Source organism: Blautia sp. JLR.GB0024 (assembly GCF_037000545.1).
Classification (GTDB): Bacteria; Bacillota; Clostridia; order Lachnospirales; family Lachnospiraceae; genus Blautia; species Blautia celeris.
On sequence record NZ_JBANBF010000001.1, the window covers coordinates 214,811 to 235,309 of the forward strand.

Here is a 20,499-nt window from a genome sequence, read left to right on the forward strand (position 1 = left end):
TCCGGGGAGGAGGTCTATGAAAGGAATTGTACTGACAGCCATGGATGACGAGATCTATGAGGTACTGTCAGATAACGAAATCTTTGCAGATTTATTTAATGGTGCCTTGTTTGGGGGAAATCAGATTATCAGGCCGGATATGCTGGAGCAGGAAAACGAAAAGAAAGTTATGCGTGTAGGAAAGGAAGGCGGAAGGCGGGTAATACTCAGAAGAATCCGGGACGTGCAGAAACTGTCCGGGCTTCGGGAGAGCTGCCTGGCAGTTGTATTGGCCGCAGAAGGGCAGAGGAATGTACATTATGCCATGCCGGTCCGCTGTATGCTCTATGATGCAATGGATTATACAAGGCAGGTGGAGCGTATGGTAAAAGAGAGAAGAGAGGAGGGAAAGCTGGAAAAGGGAGCAGAGTATCTATCCGGAATGAAGAGGGAAGACAGGCTGCTGCCGGTGATCACGATTGTATTTTATTATGGGGAGGAACAGAGCTGGGATGGGCCGCTGTGTCTTCATGATATGCTGGATATTCCGCCGGAGCTGGAACCGTGGGCAGCGTGTATCCAGGATTACCGGGTCAACCTGGTATGCAGCGGTACGGTGGAGAGCAGTCATTTCAGGACCGGACTTCGGGAGGTCTTTGAACTGCTTCCGCTTCTGAAGGATAAAGAAGGGATGAAAGAATTTCTGAAGACCAGAAGGGAGGAGTTCATGCATCTGGATGCCAAAAGGGGCTGGCTGGTATCAAAGTTTCTGAATGTTCCTGCTTTGAAAGATTTAAAAGAAAATGAGAAGGGAGAGGTGAATATGTGTACTGCAATTGAGGAAATGCTGGTGGAAAGAGAAGAACAGGGTATTGAACAGGGAGAAATGCGGGTGAATCAGTTAATTGAAGTATTATTGCGGCAGCCGGGTCAAAAGGAGATTTATGAAGAAATCAGGAGAGCTGTAACAGACCGGGAATATCAGAAGAAGCTTTTTGATGAATTCGGAATATAAAGGCTTCGTCATGGGCCGAATGGTCATCACGGTAAATGTGCAGACCTGTCTGAACTGTTGCAGACATATAACTGGGCATATAGCCGGGATATTTAGTGACTGACAAACTATAATGCTTTTTCTTCCGGATTATGGTATGATGATACAAATGAGAATTTGGCAAAAAAACAGGAGTTATAGTATGAGGATATCAGTATAGTATTCAACAATGATCGTGAGGACCTTTAGGAGTCTTTTGGGTTTTACAGAGATGTACTTGGCTTCAGCAAAGGCCATCTTGGCGGGATGCTGTAAACAGGCCCTTAATTTCCAGTCTGTCGAAAGGAATCAGGGTTTCTGTATTTAATAATGGGGGTGAGAGGCAGCTATGAATATAAAATATCGCAGATTAGATATATCGGAATGTTTAAAAATAAGAGAAATAGATGCTTCTCAATATATTGGCCAGGCATGGCGCGAAGTTGATGGTAAAAGACAGCTTGTAAAAATAGACTATTACGAACCGGACCTTCCCAATGGGTTTGATGCTCACTTAAGTAAATTAATAGAAACGGTCAATTCCGGAGGGGTGGTGCTGGGGGCATTCCATGATATGCGTCTTGTGGGATATTGTAGTGCAAACAGTCTTGTTTTCGGTGAAAAATATAAATATGTCCTGCTTGATCAACTTTATATATCAAAGAATTTTCGAAATAAGGGTATCGGGAAAAGGTTATTTTTTATGGCGGCTGATAAGTCTAAAGGAAATGGGGCAGAAAAGTTTTATATATGTGCCGGTTCATCAGAAGAAACAATAGCTTTTTATTATGCTATTGGGTGTAAAGAAGCTATGGAAATAAATGAGGAATTATTCCAAAACGATGCGCGGGATATGCAATTGGAATATGATTTTAGAAAGCTATAGGAAACTGGAGCCTGTTTGAATGATAGTAATATGATTTGAATGATCCATTAAGTGAGGTGAAGGAATATGTTGGGATTAAGACCATATAAAAAATGTGATGCAGAGTATATTGTTAAATGGATAAAAGATGAAGTGGCTTTTAGGAAGTGGTGTGCAGACAGATTAAAAACATACCCTATTACCGCAGAAGATTTGAATGATTATTATGAGCAATATGCATTTTCCGATTCCTTTTTTGAGATGACTGCTTTTGATGAGACAGGTATAACAGGACATTTGATTATGCGGTATACGGATGGCGATAAAAAAGAACTTCGCTTCGGATTTGTAATTGTAGATGACAGTAAAAGGGGAAAAGGATACGGAAAAGAAATGCTGAAAGCAGCCTTGCAGTACGCCTTTGATATTTTAAAAGCAGAAAAGGTAACACTTGGAGTATTTGAGAATAATGAACCGGCTTATTATTGTTACAAAGCGGCTGGATTTCAGGATGTATTTCTTTTAAAACCTGAGATTTATCATATTCTTGACGAGGATTGGAATTGTCTGGAGTTAGAGTTTATTCGCCGGACATAATTTGTAGACAGCAGATTTCAATCTGTCGAGTGAAATACTTGGATTAGATTATAAAGATTTTACAGGATAAAGGCTGTATATTCATCTGAATTTCAGCCTGCAGAGGTGCATATGATAAACGCATATTTTAATTGGAGCAGTGGAAAAGATTCAGCAATGGCTCTGTATTATGCAGAGAAATATGGAAAATATGATATTCGGTCATTGTTTACCATCATCAAAAAGGAAGAATCCAAAATAGCAATGCATGAGATAAGCATTGATTTACTGAGAAGGCAGGCGGATGCCATTGGGATCCCGTTGTCGGTATTGGAGTATGATTTGGCAGCTCCGGAGGAAGAATTTCGATCTGCTATGAACAGGCAGATGGAGCGATTCAAAGATCAAAATATTGCAGCAGCTCTGTTTGGCGACCTGTATTTGGAGGAATTGAGAAAGCGCAGAGAGGATAACTGCAGATTACAAGGTATTCGGGCAGAGTTTCCGCTATGGGGAATGGACACGAGAGAACTGCTTTATGAATTTATAAAGCAGGGATTTAAAAGCATTGTCACATGTGTTGACGGCTCGGTGTTAGATGAAACTTTTGTCGGGAGGATCATTGATGAAAGTTTTATACATGATCTGCCGCCCAATGCAGATATCTGTGGTGAAAACGGGGAGTATCATTCTTTTGTATTTGACGGACCAATATTCAGTAAACCTGTTGACTTTGAAATAGGCCGAAAGTATTACAGGGATTATCCGAAGGATGATGATATCTCTAAACAAAATAGGTACTGGTATCTTGAATTAAAGTGACCGGTCATCCAGTGCCCTGTAGGTATAACCGCCGGCAGACCCGCATAAAAAATCCGCAAATGCCCATACTAAAAGGAAAAAAGAAAGAAGGGCATGAAACGTGGAGACACATACCAAGAAGCTTTTAGAGGAATGTAACTCAGGATGCAAGATGGGAATCAACAGTATGAAGCAGATCAGCGATTATATCAAAGATGAGAAGCTGAAGGATCTGGTAAATGAATATATCCGCAAACATCAGGATTTGGAGAAAGAAACCTCCAGGCTGCTGGAACAATCAGGCGAGGAGGAAAAAGAGCCGGGTCCTGTGGCTGCCGCATTTTCCTGGGTTACGACGGAGATGAAGCTTATGATAAAGGATGACAGCGGACAAATAGCAAAGATTTTAACGGATGGCAGCAACATGGGAATCCAGAGCATCAGCAAGGCTGTCAACCAATACAGCCATGCGTCCACAGACAGCGTGGCACTGGCAAAGCGACTTGTCAAATCAGAAGAGAATTTTATGAGAGATTTAAAACCTTTTCTTTAAAGGATTGGGGCTGCCGGACGGAGAAATCCGTGAGGGGCCCTTTTTTGTATCGTATTTCCATGCAGCAGGTATTCGCTTCATCGCAAAGCGATTTTTAACGGGCCAATACCCGTAGGGATTCAGTTGGCTGAAAGCTGTGATATTTATGAAAACAGGAGTTTGGAGGTTTTTGTATGCTGAAAATGAAAGCCGGAAAATATTTGGCAGTGGCTCTGAAAACAGCCATAGGAAGCTGTATTGCCATACTTGCGGCAGAGCAGTTTCACCTGGAATTTGCCAGTTCCGCAGGGATCATTGCCCTGCTGACTTTGATCAATACGAGATGGGACACACTCAGGCTGTCTGGGGTGCGGCTTGTCTCTTTCTTTGCCACCGTGCTTCTGGCCTGGATGATCTTCAGCCATATGAGCCGGGAATGGACCACATATGGTGTGTTTGTATTTTTACTGGTGGGGATCAGTCTTTTTGTGGGGTGGCAGAATACCATGTCTGTCAATGCAGTCATAGGGACACATTTCTGGACCACCCATGATTTCGGGGCAGCTACTATCTGGAATGAATTCTGTCTTGTCTTTATCGGCATTACGGTTGCTGTCCTGCTGAACCTGTTCCAGCGCAACCAGAGCAGAAGAAAGCAGATTATGCTGGATATGCGGTATGTGGAGGCCAGACTGCAGGATATCCTTAAGATGCTGGCAGACTACCTTATGCAGAGAGAAAATGAGGCGGATGTATGGGAGGAGATCGCCCATCTGGAAGAACATCTGTCCCATTCCATGGAACGGGCCTATGAGTACGACAGAAATACGTTTCTTCCGCACACGGAATATTACAACCACTACATTGAAATGCGGACCCGGCAGTGCAGTATGCTGCAGAGTCTTCACTTGGAAATACAGAAGATTCGCACCATGCCAAGCCAGGCGGAGACCATCGCAGAGTATATTACCTACATGAAGAATTATGTGGAGGAGAAAAATATACCGAAAAAGCAGATAGAACGGCTCCGCCAGGTGGAGGATGCTTTTCACAGGGCACCTCTTCCCGTGACGAGAGAGGAGTTTGAGGGAAGGGCAGTCTTATATCATATTATGATGGATTTAGAGGAATTTCTCCTCTACAAAAAACGATTTATCGAATCCCTCAGTGAAAAGCAGAAACGGATTTACTGGGAAACGGAAAAAAAGGAATGAATTGGGGTCTTGCGCTGGAGTTAGGTCCACCATTTATGATAGAATAGGGATATGCATAAATATACGCAGAAAGGATGGACAAATATGAAAAAAATCATACCTGTGACCATATGTTTCCTGATCGCTTCCCTGTCCCTGTCCTCCTGCGGTAAGGAAAAAGCAGAAGATACAGCAAGGCAGCAGGCAGAAGGGGATACCGGAAAGGTTCTGGTTGCCTTTTTCTCATACGGCGGAAACACAAGAAAATTGGCAGAAAATGCTGCCCGGTACACGGGTGGTGATCTGTTCCGGATAGAAACGGAAAAATCCTATGCGGAAGACTATGATACATGTCTGGAAGAGACAGCCCGGGAGATGGAACAGAATGCCCGTCCGGCACTCACCACCCATATGGAAAATATGGAAGAGTACGACGTGGTGCTGCTCGGTTTCCCAATCTGGTGGGGAAGTATGCCCATGGCCGTAAATACATTTCTGGAGGAATATGATTTTGAAGGAAAAATCATTGCGCCCTTCTGTACCCACGGAGGCAGCGGGCTTGGCAGCAGTGTAACGGATATAGAAAAATTATGTCCGGATGCGGAGACCGCAGATGGACTGGCAGTCTATGGCTCAAGAGCTGACCAGGCAGGGGAGCAGGTGGCAGAATGGCTGGAAAAGCTGGGCCTGTACGGGGAGAATCAGGACAGGGAAGAAGAAATACAGGAATAGGGGGATATCATCTTATGAAATCAAACAGAGAAGCTGTGTGGGAGGTGCTCGCACAGATCAATCAGGTAATATTGGGAAAAGAGACGTTAACGGCAGAGGTTCTGGCAGCGATGCTGGCGGGAGGCCACGTCCTTTTGGAGGACCTGCCGGGATCGGGGAAGACGACTTTAGCGCTGGCGCTGTCCAGGCTTCTGGGATTGGACTGGAAACGTGTACAGTTTACGCCGGATGTGCTGCCGTCGGATCTGACGGGGTTTTCCATATACAGAAAGGACCTGCAGAGATTCGTCTATCAGCCGGGCGCTGTGTTCTGTAATCTGCTCCTTGCAGATGAGATCAACCGCACATCGCCGAAGACGCAGTCTGCCCTTTTGGAAGTCATGGAGGAGGAGCAGGTGACCGTGGAGGGAGTGACCAGAAAGGTGCCCGCTCCATTTTTTGTTATAGCCACTCAGAATCCTGCCGGAACTGCCGGCACACAGATGCTGCCGCCGGCGCAGATGGACCGGTTTATGATATGCACCAGCATGGGGTATCCTGATTTTGCCAGTGAGGTGGAGATGGCAAAGGGAACGGGGATTGAGAGAAGGACAGACCATCTGAGATCCATGCTGAATGCCCAGGTGCTCCAGAATATCAGACAGGAAGTGGAGCAGGTATTTGTCCATGATTCTGTCTACCACTATATCGTGAAACTCATTACCGCGACCAGGCGGAATCCTCATTTTGAAGCCGGTGCCAGCCCGAGGGGGACGATTTCTCTTGTTCGCATGGCAAAAGTCACTGCCTGGATCGCGGGAAATGATTTTGTTTCCCCTGCGGATGTGTCCGCCCAGTTTATTCCTGTGACCGGCCACAGAGTCAGGCTGAGCACCAGGGCGCGTATGGATGGTGTGGAAAAAGAAAGCGTGCTGGCTGAGATACTGGAACGTGAGGAGAGGCCGTTTTTTAAGGGGAGATGACAGATGAGGAAATTCCTGATAACATTGGTACTTGTTTTGTTTTTTTATCTGGCAGGTCTTTACCGTTCTTCTTCGGTGATGATTTTTATCTCAGCTTTTCTTGTGTTTCTGACAATTCTGGGGATTTTATCCAAATATTTGGCCCGCAGGCTTGAGATCAGTGTGGAGCCGGAGAGAAATAAGGTGTCTAAGGGCAGCACTCTGACAGTGGCTCTGACTGCAGCTAACCGCTCCTGGGTGCCTGTCATGCGGTTTGAGGTCCGTCTTAAAATATGGAACCGGGGAACATCCAAAGCTGAAGTGAAAAAGATACAGGGATATGTTCCGGGAAGGGGGACTGCAAGGATAGAGGCGGAAATTTCTCCAAAGCACTGTGGAGTATTGGAAATCTGCACAGAAAAAGCGAAAGTATGGGAGCCGCTGTGCCTTTTCTTCGGACAGAGAAAGACACAGGCTTCCTGTAAAGCGGTGGTATTTCCGAAGGGGTATGAGATGCAGTTTTTCATGGGTAGCCTGCCTTTTGGCATGGAGGCGGAAGCAGGGAAAAACAGGCCCGGAGTGCAGCCGCCTGAAATCTATCAGATACAGGCTTACCGCCCCGGAGACGGACTTCGGGATATTCACTGGAAGCTGACTGCCAGAAGCGGGGAGCTGCTCAGCAAGCAGTATTGCACAGAGGTTCAGGCGCCGGTCTTTGTATTCTGGGATACCAGGGTGGAGAAGCCCTTAAGTCCCGGGCAGATGGATGCGTTCTGGGAACTCTGCTATGCGGTGAGCGCAGGCCTTTTGAAGGAAAAAATCAGCCATCAGGTGGGATGCTGGGACAGAATGACCGGGCAGATACAGGTGTATCCCACAGCGTGCTGTGAAGATATTATGAACAATGTATGTGAAATGATCCGCAGGGATGCGCTGACTGTGGAGAATGGATATACAGAGGAAGTATATTTAAGGGAAATGTATCGGAGGCAGGAGGAGGGAGAGATCGTTCTTTGTATGGACACATCCCTCAGACTGCATTTGTATCATAAACTGCTGATTCAGTTTTCAGAGGATGATTATGCGGAAGAAATCAAAAAAGAAAGATTTTTACTTAGCTGATAAAGGAAAAGCAGCGGGAAGAACCAGCGGACCGGTCAGCGGCCTGCTTTTTTTCGTCTGCTATTTTTGCGGTGTTTGCGGATATCTAAGGCTGTGTTCATTGATCTTCAGGCTGAATTACAGTTGGGAGCCGGTGGCTCTTATCCTGGCTGCAGCCTGTGTGGGATGCTGGTTTCTGCAGGATATCGTGAAATGGAAGCCTGTCTTTGTAATGGGGGTGGGCATCGCAGCGGCCGGAGGCATGTTTCTGGCAAAGCAGGGCATGTATCTTACGAATATGAAAATGCTGTATGCAGCCGGAATGTGGAATATGAAGGCGATTCCTGTCATCAAAGTGACCGGACTTCTGTGTATCTGTATGATTCTGGGGACACTTTTTGTTTACCTGACAGCGAATCTGGCCAGGCAGGGATGGATTTTTTATTTTATTACCTTCCCACTTGTGTTTGCCGCAATGATGGAGCAGGTGGATTTAGATATATGGACACTCTGCCTTCTGGCTGTTTTTCATCTGGGAAACCGGATGGCAGCCGTTGCGGGGAAAACGGGCCGGAAGTCAGGGCAGCCCAGACGAAGCATCTATAAAAATGCGGGAAGGGCAGTTCCGGTACTCGTTGTCCTTCTTCTTCTGGCTATGGGCATTGCAGGCAAAGGGCTGTCAAAACATATGGAAAACCTGTACCAGGTCCCCCTGAAGGCAGGTGACAGAGCCTGGCGGATGGCAGCAGGCCTGTGGCTCCCGGAATCCGTCAAAGGCCAGGTGAACAGGGGCGGTCTTTATCCAAGCGGCAGGGAACAGATGGAAGTGATCCTCCGGGAAAAACCGGAAGAGGATCTGTATCTTAAAAGCTTTGTGGGGGATATTTATGAAAACGGTGCCTGGAAGGCAGCGGACCAGAACGCGTTTTATGAGGGGCTGGACGGGCAGTACGCGGCCAGGGAGGGAGCAGATGCCAGAACATATTTTGAAAACAGGCAGTTTTATATGATCCGCTACATTCTTTCCGGTCTTGGAGGGACAGACGGTGATGTGAATGTGCCCGGAGAAAAGAACGTGGAGCTGCGGTCTCTGGCGCCGGAGAACAGGACAGTATCGGTACCTTATATTTACGGAGAAGAGTATGGAGACGATAAGGTACACAGGGGAACCATGTATACAGAACAGGATTTTAAAACCGTGCTTGCCATGGCAGACGCAGACACCAGACTTCGGTTTGAGGAGGAGGAGCGCGCCTACAAAACTTTCGTGGAACAGTCCTGTCTCGTGGTTCCCTGGGAGGAGGTACCGCAGTTTGTGAATATCTGCAGGTCCAATGATAAATCCGGGACAGAGGAGGTCACCGGATTTATCCGGGCCTGGCTGCAGTCAAAGGCAGCGTATTCTCTGAATCCGGGTGTGGCACCTATCGGAAGAGACCCGGCGGAATATTTTATATGTGAACAGGGAAAAGGATACTGTCAGCATTTTGCAACCGCGGCGGCGCTTATGTACAGAATTTATGGGATTCCATCCCGTTATGCCGTTGGATTCCGGGTGACACCGGATTTGTTTGAGGAGCAGGAGGACGGCAGATATAAGGCGGTTCTCACAGATGAGCAGGCGCATGCCTGGGCGGAGATCTATTTTGACGGTGAAGGGTGGCTTCCTGTGGAGACAACTCCTGCAGCCGGGACACAGTCTGCTGGGATGGATGGGGAAAACGGAGACTATATGCCGGATACAGAGGCAGCAGCCGGAGCTTCCGGGGCGGAAAATGGGACTGGCAGGGAGGACGAGTCAAATCAGGGAAACCAGGATGTTCCGGATCAGGCAGAATATGGGGAGGAACCGGGGAAGGAAGAATCTGCCGACGAGACAGAAAACCGTAAGAAAGATGGGGATGACGGACAGAAGGAGCAGCCGGGAGGCAGTACAAATGAGAACCGTAAACATAATGTGCCGGAGCGTATTCGCATCTTTTTTATCAGGATGGTACCTGTATTTGCCGTTGCGGCAGGGATTATTTTTGTATGGCTTATGATTTCTCTGCGGCGGTATATCATTCTGCGCAGACAGGAAAAATACGGAGCCGGTCAGATCATGGTAAGAATGCTGGAGGTTCTTGGAATGACAGGAGAGATAAAGGACTGTGATCCCATGGGAGCGGATTTTCCGGAAAGACTGTCTGGTATGGTTCCCGCCATTACAAAAATGGAAGCCGGGCAGATACAGCGGGCTGCCCTGCAGGAAAGCTTTGGAAATGAGGCGCTTTCCGGAATGCAGGGAAGAGAGGCACGCCGTGTTTATAAGAAAGCGTGTTCCTACGTCTATGGAGGACTGCCGTGGTATAAAAAAATTTATTTCCGGTATGGAAAGGTTTATAGATAAAGGAATCCGCAGAACAAATGGATGATGTCGTGTAAATGTGTCATATGTTAAATATAGTTGACATATCTTTGGGAAAGGAATATAATGAAAGTATCAAAGGAGGTGTGCCGTGAAGAACATGAAGTTAAAAATTGCCAGAATGGAAAAGAATCTCTCACAGATTCAGCTGGCAAAGATGACGGGCGTTACCAGGCAGACCATTGGTATGATCGAGGCCGGCGATTTCAATCCGTCGTTGAAACTGTGTATTGCTATATGCAGAGCACTGGACAAGACATTGGATCAGTTGTTCTGGGAGGAGGATGACCTATGAACAAAAAATTTTATGATGAAAGACAACAGCAGGATGCAGACCGGAATGGAAGGAAAGCGTTTGAAGGTACCTTTTTTGTGCTTGCTGCGGTGATTATTGCGCAGATGATCCTGGCGCAGGGCGATGTGCGTCAGGTACTGGGAGAGACTATAGCGATTCTGGCCGGTGGAGGCATCTATTTGGGGCTGACAGTAAAAGACGGGAATCTGAACAGGCATACGCCGAGAGTGATGGAAAATCTTATCATCAGTCTTAGCTGCGGTGTGTTTTTTGCACTGTTGTTTATAGTGACAATGTATCTGAAGACAGCGGGAAGAACGTCTTTGCAGGTGCTTGGTATATGGGGTGCAGGCTGTATGGTTCTGTTCTTTGTTCTGGGGATGGCAGTGCTGACAATTCTGGCAAAGAGTGCCGAAAGACGGCAGAAGAAAATGGAAGAGAAGTATGACGAATAGTAAAAAGGATAAAAAAGAGGCTGCGCATGGGAATGCGCGGCCTCTTTTATGCAATCAGGAATTATGCTGCACAAACATTAACTGCTTTCAGTTTTCTGCTGTCTTTCGGATCCTGCTCTGTATCGAATGTTACTCTCTGTCCTTCGTCAAGGCTTTTGAAACCATTGGAAACAATAGCGGAAAAATGTACGAATACATCCTCTCCTGTATTGGAATCAGTAATAAATCCGTATCCCTTCTGAGCGTTAAACCATTTCACTGTACCGTTATTCATAATCAGTACCTCCATATATAATATTTGGTCGTAATAAAATAGAAAAAAGCCAACACAACAATGAATTAAATGGAATCATTGTCTGGTCGGCTCTAAATTCAAATTAATCACTTTTTGTATCATATCATGGAGAATGGAGAATGTCAAGAAAAACTTTTGAGATGTGAAAAATAAGAAAAACACCGGATGCAGTATGCAACAGAAGAGACTTAAACGGACACATATTTAAAAGGATATGCAGGAAGGCGCAGTGTGTTGCGTTAGACAGGGAATGAAGTTATAATGATAGCAGATGGATTTTTCAGGTAAACGGCGGAAAAATAAGAAATGAAAATATAAAATGAGAAACGGAGGAAGAAATATGCTGGAAATTGGCAGTAAGGCACCGGAATTTTGTTTGTTAAATCAGGATGGGGAAGAAACAGCTCTGAGTGATTTCAGGGGAAAGAAAGTGGTGCTGTATTTTTACAGTAAGGATAATACGGCCGGGTGTACGAAGCAGGCCTGTAACTTTGGAGAGCTATATCCGCAGTTTATGGAAAAAGGTGCAGTGGTGCTTGGAGTTAGTAAGGATACGGTGGCTTCCCATAAGAAATTTGCGGAGAAATATCACCTGCCTTTTACTTTGCTCTCGGATACGGAGCTGAAGGTGATCCGGGCATATGATGTCTGGAAAGAAAAAAATATGTATGGGAAAAAGGTCATGGGGGTGGTGCGGACTACGTACCTGATCGATGAAAACGGAGTGATAGAAAAGGCATTCGGTAAGGTTAAGGCAGCGGATAACCCGGCGCAGATGCTGGGAGAAATCTGAGAGGGATCATGAGAAGGGAAAGGGCTGTTTTAGGGGTGTTTTCGTGTATGCATTTTCTCGTGGACGCAGCCTGCGCCTTTGCCATGTACGGGGTGTTTCAGGGGAGGGATACCTGGTACTGGTATATATTTTTGTATAATTTCTGTGCGTTTGCGCTGCAGATGCCGCTGGGGGTTGTGCTGGACGGGATATGCAGAGGGAAGAGTGCGGTTGAAAAGTACAGATGCTCTGCGGGGATTGCAGTTTTGGGAGCTGTGCTTACGCTGGCCGGCGGATTTACCCATGTGATAGTTCTGGGAATCGGAAATGCGCTGTTCCACGTGGGAGGCGGCGCAGGCACGATCTGGTCCAGTGAAGAGGAGCGCAGTGTGTGTACACGACTGGGTGTTTTTGTGGCACCCGGAGCACTGGGGTTATTTTTAGGAAATATGTGGAGTCAGTCTGCTGTCAGAGGATGGATCGCTTTAGCGGGAGCGTTGGCACTGCTGTGTTTTGGGGGGATGCTCCTGTGGCTGGGACGAGGAGAAGGTTTTGGAAGCTGTTTTGGCAGATTTGGAGAGAACAGGTCTGCATCAAAAGGCGGAATGGTGGTTGTCTGTTGTTTCCTGGTGGTGGTACTGAGGTCCTATGTGGGGATGGCAGTTGCTTTTCCTTGGAAGAATACTGTTTTCCTAGGCGTTGTGTGTACCGCGGCTGTGGCGGGAGGAAAAGCGGCGGGAGGATTTCTGTCTGACCGGATTGGAATATACAGGGCAGTGACGGTTTCTCTTGTTTTTGCAGCTTTGATGTATGGATTGGGAAGTTTTTGGGGAGCCGGTATACTGGCGCTTTTATTTTTTAATATGACCATGCCGCTGACGTTATTTCTTATGTGGAAGGAGATGCGGGAACAGCCGGGACTGGCATTTGGTGTGCTGACGTTTGCTTTGTTTTTGGGCTTTTTGCCTGTCTATTTCCAGAATGTACTGCCCATGGATTACCGGCTGACCGGAAGCCTGGGAAGTTTGTTTTCCCTTGTGATGCTTATGGGGGTGATAAGGCGGAAAGGAGCGGCGGATGGTTCTGTATCTGATTAAAATGTTTGGTGTTTCGCTGGGACTTACCCTTATGATAGAGGAAGCTGCTGCGTGGATTTATGGGATAAGGCGTGGAAAAGATTTTCTGCTGGTCTGCCTGGTGAACATACTGACCAATCCGGCGGCTGTGTTTCTTGCCTGGGTTTGGAGAATGTATATGCCAGATGGGGGGAAGTTTCTGTTTTATCTTGTGGCAGAGACAGCAGTAGTCGTAACGGAAGGAAAGATTTATAAGGCATATCTGCTGGAGGGGAGACATCCTGTATGGTTTTCACTGGCGGCTAACGGATGTTCCTTTCTTCTGGGGCTTATGATCGGCTAACGGAGGGGTATGTATGAAAAAGGGAGTGGGGCTGTTTTTGCTGTTGATCTGTTTTGGTATTCAGGTTATGGAGGTTTCTGCAGATGTTATATTTGAACCGCAGGATATTTTTTACAAGCATCATGCAAATGAATGTGAATACGTGAACCATTTTTTTATAGTCAATGGCTATGAAGGAAAAACAGAACTTTATAAAAGTCCTCTGTCTGATAAAGTGAAAGCAGTTATGAAAAACAACGAAGAATACTATATTTCATACGTTTATACAGACATTAAGGGGAACGAGTGGGGATTGGTTGAGGATGTAGAGGACACAGAGGGATGGGTTCCCATGGTTTATATGTTTTCTCATTATGGAAGAGATTCTTTTCTGGAGGAATATAAATCACAGATCAAAAAAGAGGAAGGTATTGTTGCGGTTGACAGCAATGAGAAGATGTATTATTGGGCGTATCCCGGTTCAGGTGATCCTTATAATGTGAAAACAGAAGGACATCCTCTTAGTTACGACCGCGTTTTTATAGATGAGGAGGGGCTTAAATGGGCGTATGTAAATTACTATTATATGGGATGGCATTCATTTTGGATTTGCGTGGATGACCCGTCTAATCTGAATCTTCCTGTCCGGGAGGTTGACGATGAGATGCCGGAACCACCGGAATCCATTGACCGTGTCTATGGAGATGTTACGGTTTTTGTCTGGTTTGCGGCCGGACTTGCTGCAGTGCTTGTGATTGTGACCGGGTGTCTTATTTGGGGAATATATGGGAAAAGAGGAAAGGTATGAAAAAAAGATTACATATATTTTTGTTGGTATTACTGTGCATTGTTTTTCAGACTGCAGCAGTACATGCAGATCTGATTTTTGAGCCCGAAGACAGTTTTTATGAAAAACACGCAGATGCATGTGAATATGTGAACCGTTCATACATTGTCAACGGTTATGATGGGGAAACGGATGTCTATGAAAGTCCGGAATCCGCAGAAAAAGTGATGACTGTTAAAAACAGGGAGAAATACTATATTTCGTTTGTCTATACAGACAGGAATCATGTGAAATGGGGATTTATAGAAGATGGTCAGGAGAACAGCGGCTGGGTGCCCATGGACTATATGTATCCTGTGTATAACAGCCAGTCATTTTATGAAGAGTATAAGGATAAGATCACACCGGATGAAGGCATTATACCAAATGTGACAAAAGGAGATGTCATATATGGATGGACATATCCCGGGTCTGAGACAAAATATAAGATAGAAGTTATGGAGGATACGTTTGATTACGGCTCTACATTTACGGATGAGGAAGGGCATCAGTGGGGAAATGTAGGGTATTATATGGGAAACAGGGATTTCTGGGTGTGCGTTGATGAGCCCCAAAATCCCAATCTGCCGGTCAGGGAAATTAATGAGGAGGTGAAGGAAGCGCCTGAGAAAATTGACGGTGTTCCGGGGATTTCTGCAGAGGCAGATAACGGTACGGATAAGAATATAAGAAATGAAAAGGCAGATAAACAAACTGCAGAAAATGAAAATGCGGCCGGGACCGGTACAGAAAATATATGGACAGCGGCTTTGCTGGTTGTCCTGACAGCGGCGGTTACAGGGATTATCATCAAGAAGTTTTTCGGGAAAAAGAAGTGACGGCGGATTATGAAAACTCAAGGTCGAAGGAATCATTCGATATAATTGTCACTGTTAGTTACAATGTGATAAATGTATTATTTTGTAAATACAAGGACATTTCCAGCGAAATAATCATAGATACTTTGCGAGGAGAAAATATATGGATAAAATCGGATTTGCATTGTCTTTTATTCTGTTTGAAATAGGATGTATATGTCTTTTTATTACTGCGCTTTTTGATAAAACGATTCCGGTCATTGGGAAAATGGCAAGTCAATTATCAGAAACTCAAAGCTATAGCGATACTATGTATTTGACAAATTACATGGGAATTTACATATATTGTGCAGTAATAATGATAATTGGTGTGTACTTATGTGTGTTTTTTTACAGAAAGAAAAATCGAAATTGAAAAGCTTCTCATAACCATAAGCTTTATATAAAATCCAATTAAGGAGACTGTCATAAAAAACGGCAGTCTCTTTTTGTTATACACATACAAAAGCATACCGTTCAGGAAGAGATGTATACCGTTTAGGAATTATGCACTCAGCAGAGGTATGCAATATGCTAAAGTTAGTGCATGGAATAAATGAAAAAATACCGCAGCCTTGTTTAGCAAACACTAAAAAATTTGGAGGTAACACACATGAACAGAAAATCAATCGCACAGGAATATTATATTTTAGCCACAAATGAAAATGGATATATGCCGGTAATGCATCAAGACGAATCTATCGCCGGAATCGTGGCGGCGGGTATTATGGACTTAAAACTTAACGGCGTAATTACAATGGAAAATAAAAAAATCACAGTAATCAAAGACATTCCGAATGAACTCAGTCATATAGAATCTCTCTATACATATTTGAAGCAGAAATCACGCACGATGAATCAGTTAATGAATTATTATATGCTGTCAATTGGCAGCAGTATGAAGAAACTAACAGCAGAGCTGGGGGAGTCTTTGCTCCATGATGAAATGGCGACGAAAGGGAAAGGTGGTTTATTCGGCCATAAAACCATATATATTCCGGAAAAAAACCATAAGGAGGAAATGATCAGTATCTTAAAATCAGCGGCAGCTAAGGAGGAAAATTCTCCTCATGATATGGCGCTCATTTATTTATTGATGGAAACAAAGAATCTGTATCGATATTTTACAAATGAGGAATTCTATGAATTAAAATCTAAACGGAAAGAAATGAAGAAAAATCCTCAATATAAACAATTAGATGATATGTTAAATTATGCGGGGGATTTGATGTTTCTTGTTTTTATAGTGGTTGTTATATTTTTTGTTGTCTTTTAGGTTATGCAATCTTGTATTCTGGTTTGCTGACATTTGATTTATTGTTAAGGAGGGACGTAAATTAACACTTAGATAGATAAACTCCAGTGATAATAGGCTTTCGACGTAAGACTGACAGAAAATTGGAATTGGAACATATAGAAAAGTAAAGTGGAAGGTTTATGACGTTTGTGCTATTATTATATTACAAATGTATGGGAGGAATATCTTGAAAAGTAAAAAAGTGAGAAAAAAGAAGGTTGTGTTAAATTCAGCTTTGGCCGTTATTATTGGCGGGGTATTAATGGGATGCTCTGCGAATTCAGAATCCCCTGAGAAGCTGACAAAAGAAAAAGAAGTTAAAAAAGAAAAAGAAGTCAAAAAAGAAACCACGAAGCTGGAAGACTTGGAATTGTCAGACCGGCAATTAATTTTTAAAACAGATGTGGAAGCACTGACAGAATTAAATATTCCGGAATATGCTTTGAAGAAAACCGTCAAACAATATGAAGTTAATGAAGAAGTCGGAGGTAGAATTTTTACTGAAAGCGGAGGGATGACCAGTATATCATATGGAGAGATTGGAGATGAAACGGTCAGTATGGATAAGGAGCAGGCTATTGCGAAGGCAAATGCGTGGATCCATACAGCATTTAATGAGTTTGATGCAGAACTTCTGGAAAAGAAAGAGCCTGTTGTAGCAGAGATGCTTAAAACAGAATTGGGAGATGAGGTTGAGGAATCTGTTATCGGATATAGGATAGAATACCCAAACGAATATGATGGTATAAAAATACAGTATGAGGGTATTAGTGTAATGTTGGATGATTATGGTGTTATCTATGGTAATATAACATGGAATGAATACGAAAAAATAGATTCACCACACGATTACGGAGCAGCTCAAAAAGTTGATTTTAAACGATCGGAAGAATTAATAGCAGACGTAATAACGAAAGAAAATAAGGAATTAGGATTAGATGAAAATAGCGAAGATGCAAAAGTGGTTAGTAATGTAGAATTAATATTTGCAGAAATCGGTGAGGAATCTTATACACCTGTCTGGTACTATGAAATGGAGGATGGGAGAACATATTACGTAAATTGTATGGATGGTCAAGCCAACAGCCTATGATTTATATATCAACAGAAGTGGTCAATTCTGTATCCCCCTAATTCCGGAAGGGAGACCGAAAGCCCGTCCTTCCGGAATTGGGGACAAATGTTGCAGTCCCGGCTGAGGGTATGCAGAAGACAGCCTTTTTATCCGGTAATTCCAAACCAAATAAGCAGGGCTGTTCCAATGATACCCAGTACGATTCCAATGATGAAATATGTTTTTTCTTTGTGTTCATCATACTTATATACAAGTGCGGCAGCGCCTCCGAAGAATAGGAGAGAAAGACTTCCCTTCCACGCAGGATTACCCTTTACAATACACATAATCGTCAAAATCTGTGCAGCGGCTGCTACAAAATCAAGCGCATGGCTTCTTGAACGGGTTTCAATCTGTTTATCGCATTCATTCTTTACAGGGCGCTGTATCTTTGTTTTCATTTCTGTCGTTCTCCTTTTCCTGAATCTTTTGTAATGGTACTAAGCGTTATCTGTTTGACAGGCAAACATGGGAGAGGAGACAGGTTTGTCTGAAATACAAAAAACGGACTCCCAAGAGCCCATTTTCTGCTTACCAGTCTTTCATGACCTGAAAGATTTCCTCTTCATAGTCACCGGTGATATCTTCATTGTATCCGCCGTGTTTTACATTCGTCTCCACGCCCCAGCCGTCTTCCTGGTACTCCCAGATATGATAAGGGACACCTCTGTAGTCAAAGTCCAGGCTGCCGCAGCCGTCCACTTCATTATATTGGAATTCCAGGGATTTCTCTTTCAGAAGAGTTTGTATTTTTTCCAGACGCATATGTATTTCCTTCCTTTCCGGTTATCTTCAGATAGTATTGTAACAAAGAGAAAGAAAAATAGCCAGCCCTCATGGTAAAAATACTGGCGGAAATTTTGTATGCCGGATGATATGCAGTAATAAACATCCAACCGATAGGAAAGTATGTATCCTGACAGAAGCCACGTATCCCGGAAGATTCGCGGCTTCTTTTTCCGACATATGGATATGTGGGGATAAGTCGGAAACACTTAGCTGAAATATAATATTTCCATATTCGGCAGTTTTCTGGCAAGCTCTTTGCGGAAAAACAGTTCGCCCTCCTGTCTGGACGGTTGATTGTAGCCGTATTTGCCGCGGCCTCTGACCTGCATTTTATCTTTGTCGTAAAGGTCAGGGGCATCCGGGAATGCCTCCTCATTGATCTTGCGGTGGACAAAGCTGTAGCTCATGAAAATGATTTCTATAAATGCTGTTTTCTTGATCTTTTCCGAAAGCTTTTCCGATAGGACCGTGATCAATCCGCTGTACATATCCTGCCATCCGGACAGGAAAATAACAGGGGCAATGAGGATTCCGCAGGGGTATCCTGCTTCACACATCTGGTTCAGGGCTTCGATGCGTTTGTTTAAAGGGGAGGTGCCGAGTTCAATCTGCCGGATGATTTTTTCCGGATTTACGCTCATGCGGAATATGACCCTGCCACTGTGATGCAGGGAGAGAAGAGGCGCTACATTTGCAAATTTGGTCGGAAAGGTCAGGCGGCCTTTTTCATTTTCGGCAAAGCGTTCTATGGTCCATTCCAGATTGTGTGTGATGGTATTTTCCAGGACCAGATCGCTGTTGCTGCCGATTTCAAAGGTCAGATCTTCTGAAGCGCGGTTTGCTGTTTTCATGATTTTATCAAGCATTTCTTCCCGGTTTACGAAGAGACGCAGATAAGAGCATTTGTTATAGTTGCAGACCAGATAACAGTACAGACAGGCGGCAATGCAGCCGGATGAGGTGTAAGGTACCAGAAAATCAGAGACTTTGGCATTGGGTACATGCCGGTGTGTTTTGCGGATGCCGATAATGAGATACTGCTTCAGTTCCCGGAAATCAGAGTTTGGGCGCGTGCGCAGTTCATCTATTTTATTGTGGCTGTCAATGGGAATCCAGGTTTTGTCCTGATATTTCTGCTTCAGGTATTTTCCCAGTTCATAGCCCATGGCTGCTTCTTCATAGTAGATTTTGTCTGGAAACATAATGCGGACCTCCAAGTTAGTATAAACTTAGGATGGCAGTTCCGGTGAAAAATATTCCCTGATCTCGCTTCGTATCTTCTGCGGTGTATCACCGTACAATTTTTTAAAGGTGCGCATAAAAACTTTGTAGTTACGGATGCCGTTTTTTTCCATGAGTACAGTGATGCTGTCGTCCGTATTTTTTAAATCTTCATATAAATGCATGGTGCGGACAGAGTTCAGGTATTCCAGAAAGGTCTGTCCCGTATACCGTTTAAAAAGACGGCAAAAGTATTCCCGGCTCACTGCCAGACTTGCGGCTGCATCGTCCAGTGTCAGCGGTTTTTGAAAATGGTTCCGTACCCAGTCCATGACCTGTGTGACACGTTCCAGGTCCCGGTTGGTCCCCGTTTCCGGTGCGGAAGGGGAGAGCGTGCAGAAGTTCCTATACAGATGGTACAGAAATTCATAGAGTTTGGCAGCAAAAAAGAACTGATAACCATTTCCCTGACGGGTATAGGCATCCAGCATATGCTCCAGGCTCTGTCTGAGGCCGGAAAAGACCTCCCCGTTATCCGCAGGAGCGATCATAGTCTGAAAATGCAGTTCGGTGCCGGAAGGCAGAAAATTATGCAGATGCTCAGCGGAAATCTGCAGCAGAATATAACAGACGGAGCCATTGGCCCGGGTCATATGGAGTTCTTTGCTGTTGATGATCATCAGATTGCCCGGGGTGAGCAGATAGGAACCCGCCTGTACCACTGCGGTCAGTTCTCCCTCCATCATATACAGAACTTCCAGATAATCATGCCAGTGGGCCGGAATGGTCAGATCTGTACACTGGGAGAGCATGAATTTTGCAGGCAGACCGTTGTTTTCACTGATTTTCTCATAATAGTATGACATGGGCTTTTCTCCTTCCGGTCATGTGGTCTTGTCATGGAGTGTAATTGAATTTATCAATACTGACAGAGAACCTTCTGGGAACATTCTAGCAAACCAGGTGAAAAATATCAATATCAGCCTATAAATAGTTAAAAAGAACCGTAGAAATTTCCTG

General features: G+C 44.6%; 25 protein-coding genes. 20 read left to right on the top strand and 5 right to left on the bottom strand.

Going from position 1 to position 20,499, the window contains the following annotated elements; genetic code table 11:
• Window positions 1–16: 16 nt before the first annotated feature.
• From V8Q34_RS00910 to V8Q34_RS00965, 12 genes are all read left to right on the top strand, one after another.
• Window positions 17–994: a hypothetical protein gene (locus tag V8Q34_RS00910; RefSeq protein WP_335834589.1), complete on the top strand. Its 978-nt coding sequence runs from the start codon at window positions 17–19 to the stop codon at window positions 992–994.
• A gap of 367 nt (window positions 995–1,361) precedes the next feature.
• Window positions 1,362–1,898 carry a GNAT family N-acetyltransferase gene (locus V8Q34_RS00915; RefSeq protein WP_335834590.1) on the top strand — a complete coding sequence of 179 codons (537 nt, stop codon included), beginning with the start codon at window positions 1,362–1,364 and terminating at the stop codon, window positions 1,896–1,898.
• A 66-nt stretch (window positions 1,899–1,964) separates the two neighbouring features.
• Window positions 1,965–2,474 (top strand): GNAT family N-acetyltransferase, encoded by a 510-nt coding sequence (locus V8Q34_RS00920; protein WP_103733132.1) that lies wholly within the window; start codon window positions 1,965–1,967, stop codon window positions 2,472–2,474.
• Window positions 2,475–2,585: 111 nt separating this feature from the next.
• The gene (locus V8Q34_RS00925) at window positions 2,586–3,275 is read left to right on the top strand and encodes a diphthine--ammonia ligase (RefSeq protein ID WP_227212058.1); all 690 of its coding nucleotides are present in this window, start codon (window positions 2,586–2,588) and stop codon (window positions 3,273–3,275) included.
• A 100-nt stretch (window positions 3,276–3,375) separates the two neighbouring features.
• Window positions 3,376–3,807: a DUF2383 domain-containing protein gene (locus V8Q34_RS00930; protein ID WP_227212059.1), complete on the top strand. Its 432-nt coding sequence runs from the start codon at window positions 3,376–3,378 to the stop codon at window positions 3,805–3,807.
• Window positions 3,808–3,980: 173 nt separating this feature from the next.
• Window positions 3,981–5,000 carry an aromatic acid exporter family protein gene (locus tag V8Q34_RS00935; protein ID WP_033140566.1) on the top strand — a complete coding sequence of 340 codons (1,020 nt, stop codon included), beginning with the start codon at window positions 3,981–3,983 and terminating at the stop codon, window positions 4,998–5,000.
• A gap of 84 nt (window positions 5,001–5,084) precedes the next feature.
• On the top strand, window positions 5,085–5,711 hold the full coding sequence (locus V8Q34_RS00940; RefSeq protein WP_335834592.1) for a flavodoxin: 627 nt from the start codon (window positions 5,085–5,087) through the stop codon (window positions 5,709–5,711).
• A 14-nt stretch (window positions 5,712–5,725) separates the two neighbouring features.
• A complete protein-coding gene (locus tag V8Q34_RS00945; RefSeq protein WP_335834593.1) occupies window positions 5,726–6,673 on the top strand; it encodes an AAA family ATPase in 948 nt (315 codons plus the stop codon).
• 3 nt (window positions 6,674–6,676) lie between these two features.
• Window positions 6,677–7,774: a DUF58 domain-containing protein gene (locus tag V8Q34_RS00950; protein ID WP_335834594.1), complete on the top strand. Its 1,098-nt coding sequence runs from the start codon at window positions 6,677–6,679 to the stop codon at window positions 7,772–7,774.
• Window positions 7,734–10,142 carry a transglutaminase-like domain-containing protein gene (locus V8Q34_RS00955; protein ID WP_335834595.1) on the top strand — a complete coding sequence of 803 codons (2,409 nt, stop codon included), beginning with the start codon at window positions 7,734–7,736 and terminating at the stop codon, window positions 10,140–10,142. Before V8Q34_RS00950 ends, V8Q34_RS00955 begins: the two co-directional genes overlap by 41 nt.
• A 109-nt stretch (window positions 10,143–10,251) precedes the next feature.
• Window positions 10,252–10,455 (top strand): helix-turn-helix transcriptional regulator, encoded by a 204-nt coding sequence (locus tag V8Q34_RS00960; protein ID WP_033140560.1) that lies wholly within the window; start codon window positions 10,252–10,254, stop codon window positions 10,453–10,455.
• Window positions 10,452–10,910 carry a DUF6773 family protein gene (locus tag V8Q34_RS00965; RefSeq protein WP_054353771.1) on the top strand — a complete coding sequence of 153 codons (459 nt, stop codon included), beginning with the start codon at window positions 10,452–10,454 and terminating at the stop codon, window positions 10,908–10,910. The genes V8Q34_RS00960 and V8Q34_RS00965 overlap by 4 nt, the downstream gene beginning before the upstream one ends.
• A 61-nt stretch (window positions 10,911–10,971) precedes the next feature.
• Here V8Q34_RS00965 and V8Q34_RS00970 read toward each other — a convergent pair whose 3' ends face one another.
• A complete protein-coding gene (locus V8Q34_RS00970; protein WP_018594431.1) occupies window positions 10,972–11,184 on the bottom strand; it encodes a cold-shock protein in 213 nt (70 codons plus the stop codon).
• Between the two features lie 361 nt (window positions 11,185–11,545).
• Here V8Q34_RS00970 and bcp point away from each other — a divergent pair, with 361 nt between their 5' ends.
• From bcp to V8Q34_RS01010, 8 genes are all read left to right on the top strand, one after another.
• A complete protein-coding gene (bcp, locus tag V8Q34_RS00975; protein ID WP_227243516.1) occupies window positions 11,546–11,998 on the top strand; it encodes a thioredoxin-dependent thiol peroxidase in 453 nt (150 codons plus the stop codon).
• Window positions 11,999–12,006: 8 nt separating this feature from the next.
• Window positions 12,007–13,074: a hypothetical protein gene (locus V8Q34_RS00980; RefSeq protein ID WP_227243515.1), complete on the top strand. Its 1,068-nt coding sequence runs from the start codon at window positions 12,007–12,009 to the stop codon at window positions 13,072–13,074.
• Entirely contained in the window at window positions 13,055–13,396 is a 342-nt protein-coding gene (locus tag V8Q34_RS00985; RefSeq protein ID WP_033140556.1) for a hypothetical protein, read from the top strand. Before V8Q34_RS00980 ends, V8Q34_RS00985 begins: the two co-directional genes overlap by 20 nt.
• A 13-nt stretch (window positions 13,397–13,409) precedes the next feature.
• Complete coding sequence (locus V8Q34_RS00990; protein ID WP_335834597.1) at window positions 13,410–14,183, top strand: hypothetical protein; 774 nt, start codon at window positions 13,410–13,412, stop codon at window positions 14,181–14,183.
• Window positions 14,180–15,040: a hypothetical protein gene (locus V8Q34_RS00995; protein WP_335834598.1), complete on the top strand. Its 861-nt coding sequence runs from the start codon at window positions 14,180–14,182 to the stop codon at window positions 15,038–15,040. Before V8Q34_RS00990 ends, V8Q34_RS00995 begins: the two co-directional genes overlap by 4 nt.
• A 142-nt stretch (window positions 15,041–15,182) precedes the next feature.
• The gene (locus tag V8Q34_RS01000) at window positions 15,183–15,434 is read left to right on the top strand and encodes a hypothetical protein (RefSeq protein WP_103731978.1); all 252 of its coding nucleotides are present in this window, start codon (window positions 15,183–15,185) and stop codon (window positions 15,432–15,434) included.
• Window positions 15,435–15,671: 237 nt separating this feature from the next.
• A complete protein-coding gene (locus V8Q34_RS01005; RefSeq protein ID WP_103731979.1) occupies window positions 15,672–16,334 on the top strand; it encodes a GPP34 family phosphoprotein in 663 nt (220 codons plus the stop codon).
• Window positions 16,335–16,542: 208 nt separating this feature from the next.
• Window positions 16,543–17,448, top strand: a complete 906-nt coding sequence (locus tag V8Q34_RS01010) for a hypothetical protein (protein WP_148391630.1) — start codon at window positions 16,543–16,545, stop codon at window positions 17,446–17,448.
• Between the two features lie 128 nt (window positions 17,449–17,576).
• Here V8Q34_RS01010 and V8Q34_RS01015 read toward each other — a convergent pair whose 3' ends face one another.
• The 4 genes from V8Q34_RS01015 to V8Q34_RS01030 form a co-directional block, all read right to left on the bottom strand.
• Complete coding sequence (locus V8Q34_RS01015; protein WP_054351065.1) at window positions 17,577–17,870, bottom strand: DUF6442 family protein; 294 nt, start codon at window positions 17,868–17,870, stop codon at window positions 17,577–17,579.
• 130 nt (window positions 17,871–18,000) lie between these two features.
• Complete coding sequence (locus tag V8Q34_RS01020) at window positions 18,001–18,234, bottom strand: hypothetical protein (protein WP_054351066.1); 234 nt, start codon at window positions 18,232–18,234, stop codon at window positions 18,001–18,003.
• 230 nt (window positions 18,235–18,464) lie between these two features.
• Window positions 18,465–19,460 carry an SPL family radical SAM protein gene (locus tag V8Q34_RS01025; protein WP_335834600.1) on the bottom strand — a complete coding sequence of 332 codons (996 nt, stop codon included), beginning with the start codon at window positions 19,458–19,460 and terminating at the stop codon, window positions 18,465–18,467.
• Window positions 19,461–19,487: 27 nt separating this feature from the next.
• Window positions 19,488–20,345 carry an AraC family transcriptional regulator gene (locus V8Q34_RS01030; protein WP_335834601.1) on the bottom strand — a complete coding sequence of 286 codons (858 nt, stop codon included), beginning with the start codon at window positions 20,343–20,345 and terminating at the stop codon, window positions 19,488–19,490.
• Between the last annotated feature and the right edge of the window lie 154 nt (window positions 20,346–20,499).

Coding starts and splice junctions, on each gene's coding strand:
- V8Q34_RS00980 (WP_227243515.1), top strand. CDS start 12,007: ATGAGAAGGGAAAGGGCTGTTTTAGGGGTGTTTTCGTGTATGCATTTT.
- V8Q34_RS01005 (WP_103731979.1), top strand. CDS start 15,672: ATGAACAGAAAATCAATCGCACAGGAATATTATATTTTAGCCACAAAT.
- V8Q34_RS01020 (WP_054351066.1), bottom strand. CDS start 18,234: ATGCGTCTGGAAAAAATACAAACTCTTCTGAAAGAGAAATCCCTGGAA.
- V8Q34_RS00935 (WP_033140566.1), top strand. CDS start 3,981: ATGCTGAAAATGAAAGCCGGAAAATATTTGGCAGTGGCTCTGAAAACA.
- V8Q34_RS01000 (WP_103731978.1), top strand. CDS start 15,183: ATGGATAAAATCGGATTTGCATTGTCTTTTATTCTGTTTGAAATAGGA.
- V8Q34_RS00910 (WP_335834589.1), top strand. CDS start 17: ATGAAAGGAATTGTACTGACAGCCATGGATGACGAGATCTATGAGGTA.
- V8Q34_RS00925 (WP_227212058.1), top strand. CDS start 2,586: ATGATAAACGCATATTTTAATTGGAGCAGTGGAAAAGATTCAGCAATG.
- V8Q34_RS00950 (WP_335834594.1), top strand. CDS start 6,677: ATGAGGAAATTCCTGATAACATTGGTACTTGTTTTGTTTTTTTATCTG.
- V8Q34_RS00940 (WP_335834592.1), top strand. CDS start 5,085: ATGAAAAAAATCATACCTGTGACCATATGTTTCCTGATCGCTTCCCTG.
- V8Q34_RS00965 (WP_054353771.1), top strand. CDS start 10,452: ATGAACAAAAAATTTTATGATGAAAGACAACAGCAGGATGCAGACCGG.
- V8Q34_RS00955 (WP_335834595.1), top strand. CDS start 7,734: ATGCGGAAGAAATCAAAAAAGAAAGATTTTTACTTAGCTGATAAAGGA.
- bcp (WP_227243516.1), top strand. CDS start 11,546: ATGCTGGAAATTGGCAGTAAGGCACCGGAATTTTGTTTGTTAAATCAG.
- V8Q34_RS01025 (WP_335834600.1), bottom strand. CDS start 19,460: ATGTTTCCAGACAAAATCTACTATGAAGAAGCAGCCATGGGCTATGAA.
- V8Q34_RS00920 (WP_103733132.1), top strand. CDS start 1,965: ATGTTGGGATTAAGACCATATAAAAAATGTGATGCAGAGTATATTGTT.
- V8Q34_RS00970 (WP_018594431.1), bottom strand. CDS start 11,184: ATGAATAACGGTACAGTGAAATGGTTTAACGCTCAGAAGGGATACGGA.
- V8Q34_RS01015 (WP_054351065.1), bottom strand. CDS start 17,870: ATGAAAACAAAGATACAGCGCCCTGTAAAGAATGAATGCGATAAACAG.
- V8Q34_RS00945 (WP_335834593.1), top strand. CDS start 5,726: ATGAAATCAAACAGAGAAGCTGTGTGGGAGGTGCTCGCACAGATCAAT.
- V8Q34_RS00995 (WP_335834598.1), top strand. CDS start 14,180: ATGAAAAAAAGATTACATATATTTTTGTTGGTATTACTGTGCATTGTT.
- V8Q34_RS00985 (WP_033140556.1), top strand. CDS start 13,055: ATGGTTCTGTATCTGATTAAAATGTTTGGTGTTTCGCTGGGACTTACC.
- V8Q34_RS00915 (WP_335834590.1), top strand. CDS start 1,362: ATGAATATAAAATATCGCAGATTAGATATATCGGAATGTTTAAAAATA.
- V8Q34_RS01030 (WP_335834601.1), bottom strand. CDS start 20,345: ATGTCATACTATTATGAGAAAATCAGTGAAAACAACGGTCTGCCTGCA.
- V8Q34_RS00990 (WP_335834597.1), top strand. CDS start 13,410: ATGAAAAAGGGAGTGGGGCTGTTTTTGCTGTTGATCTGTTTTGGTATT.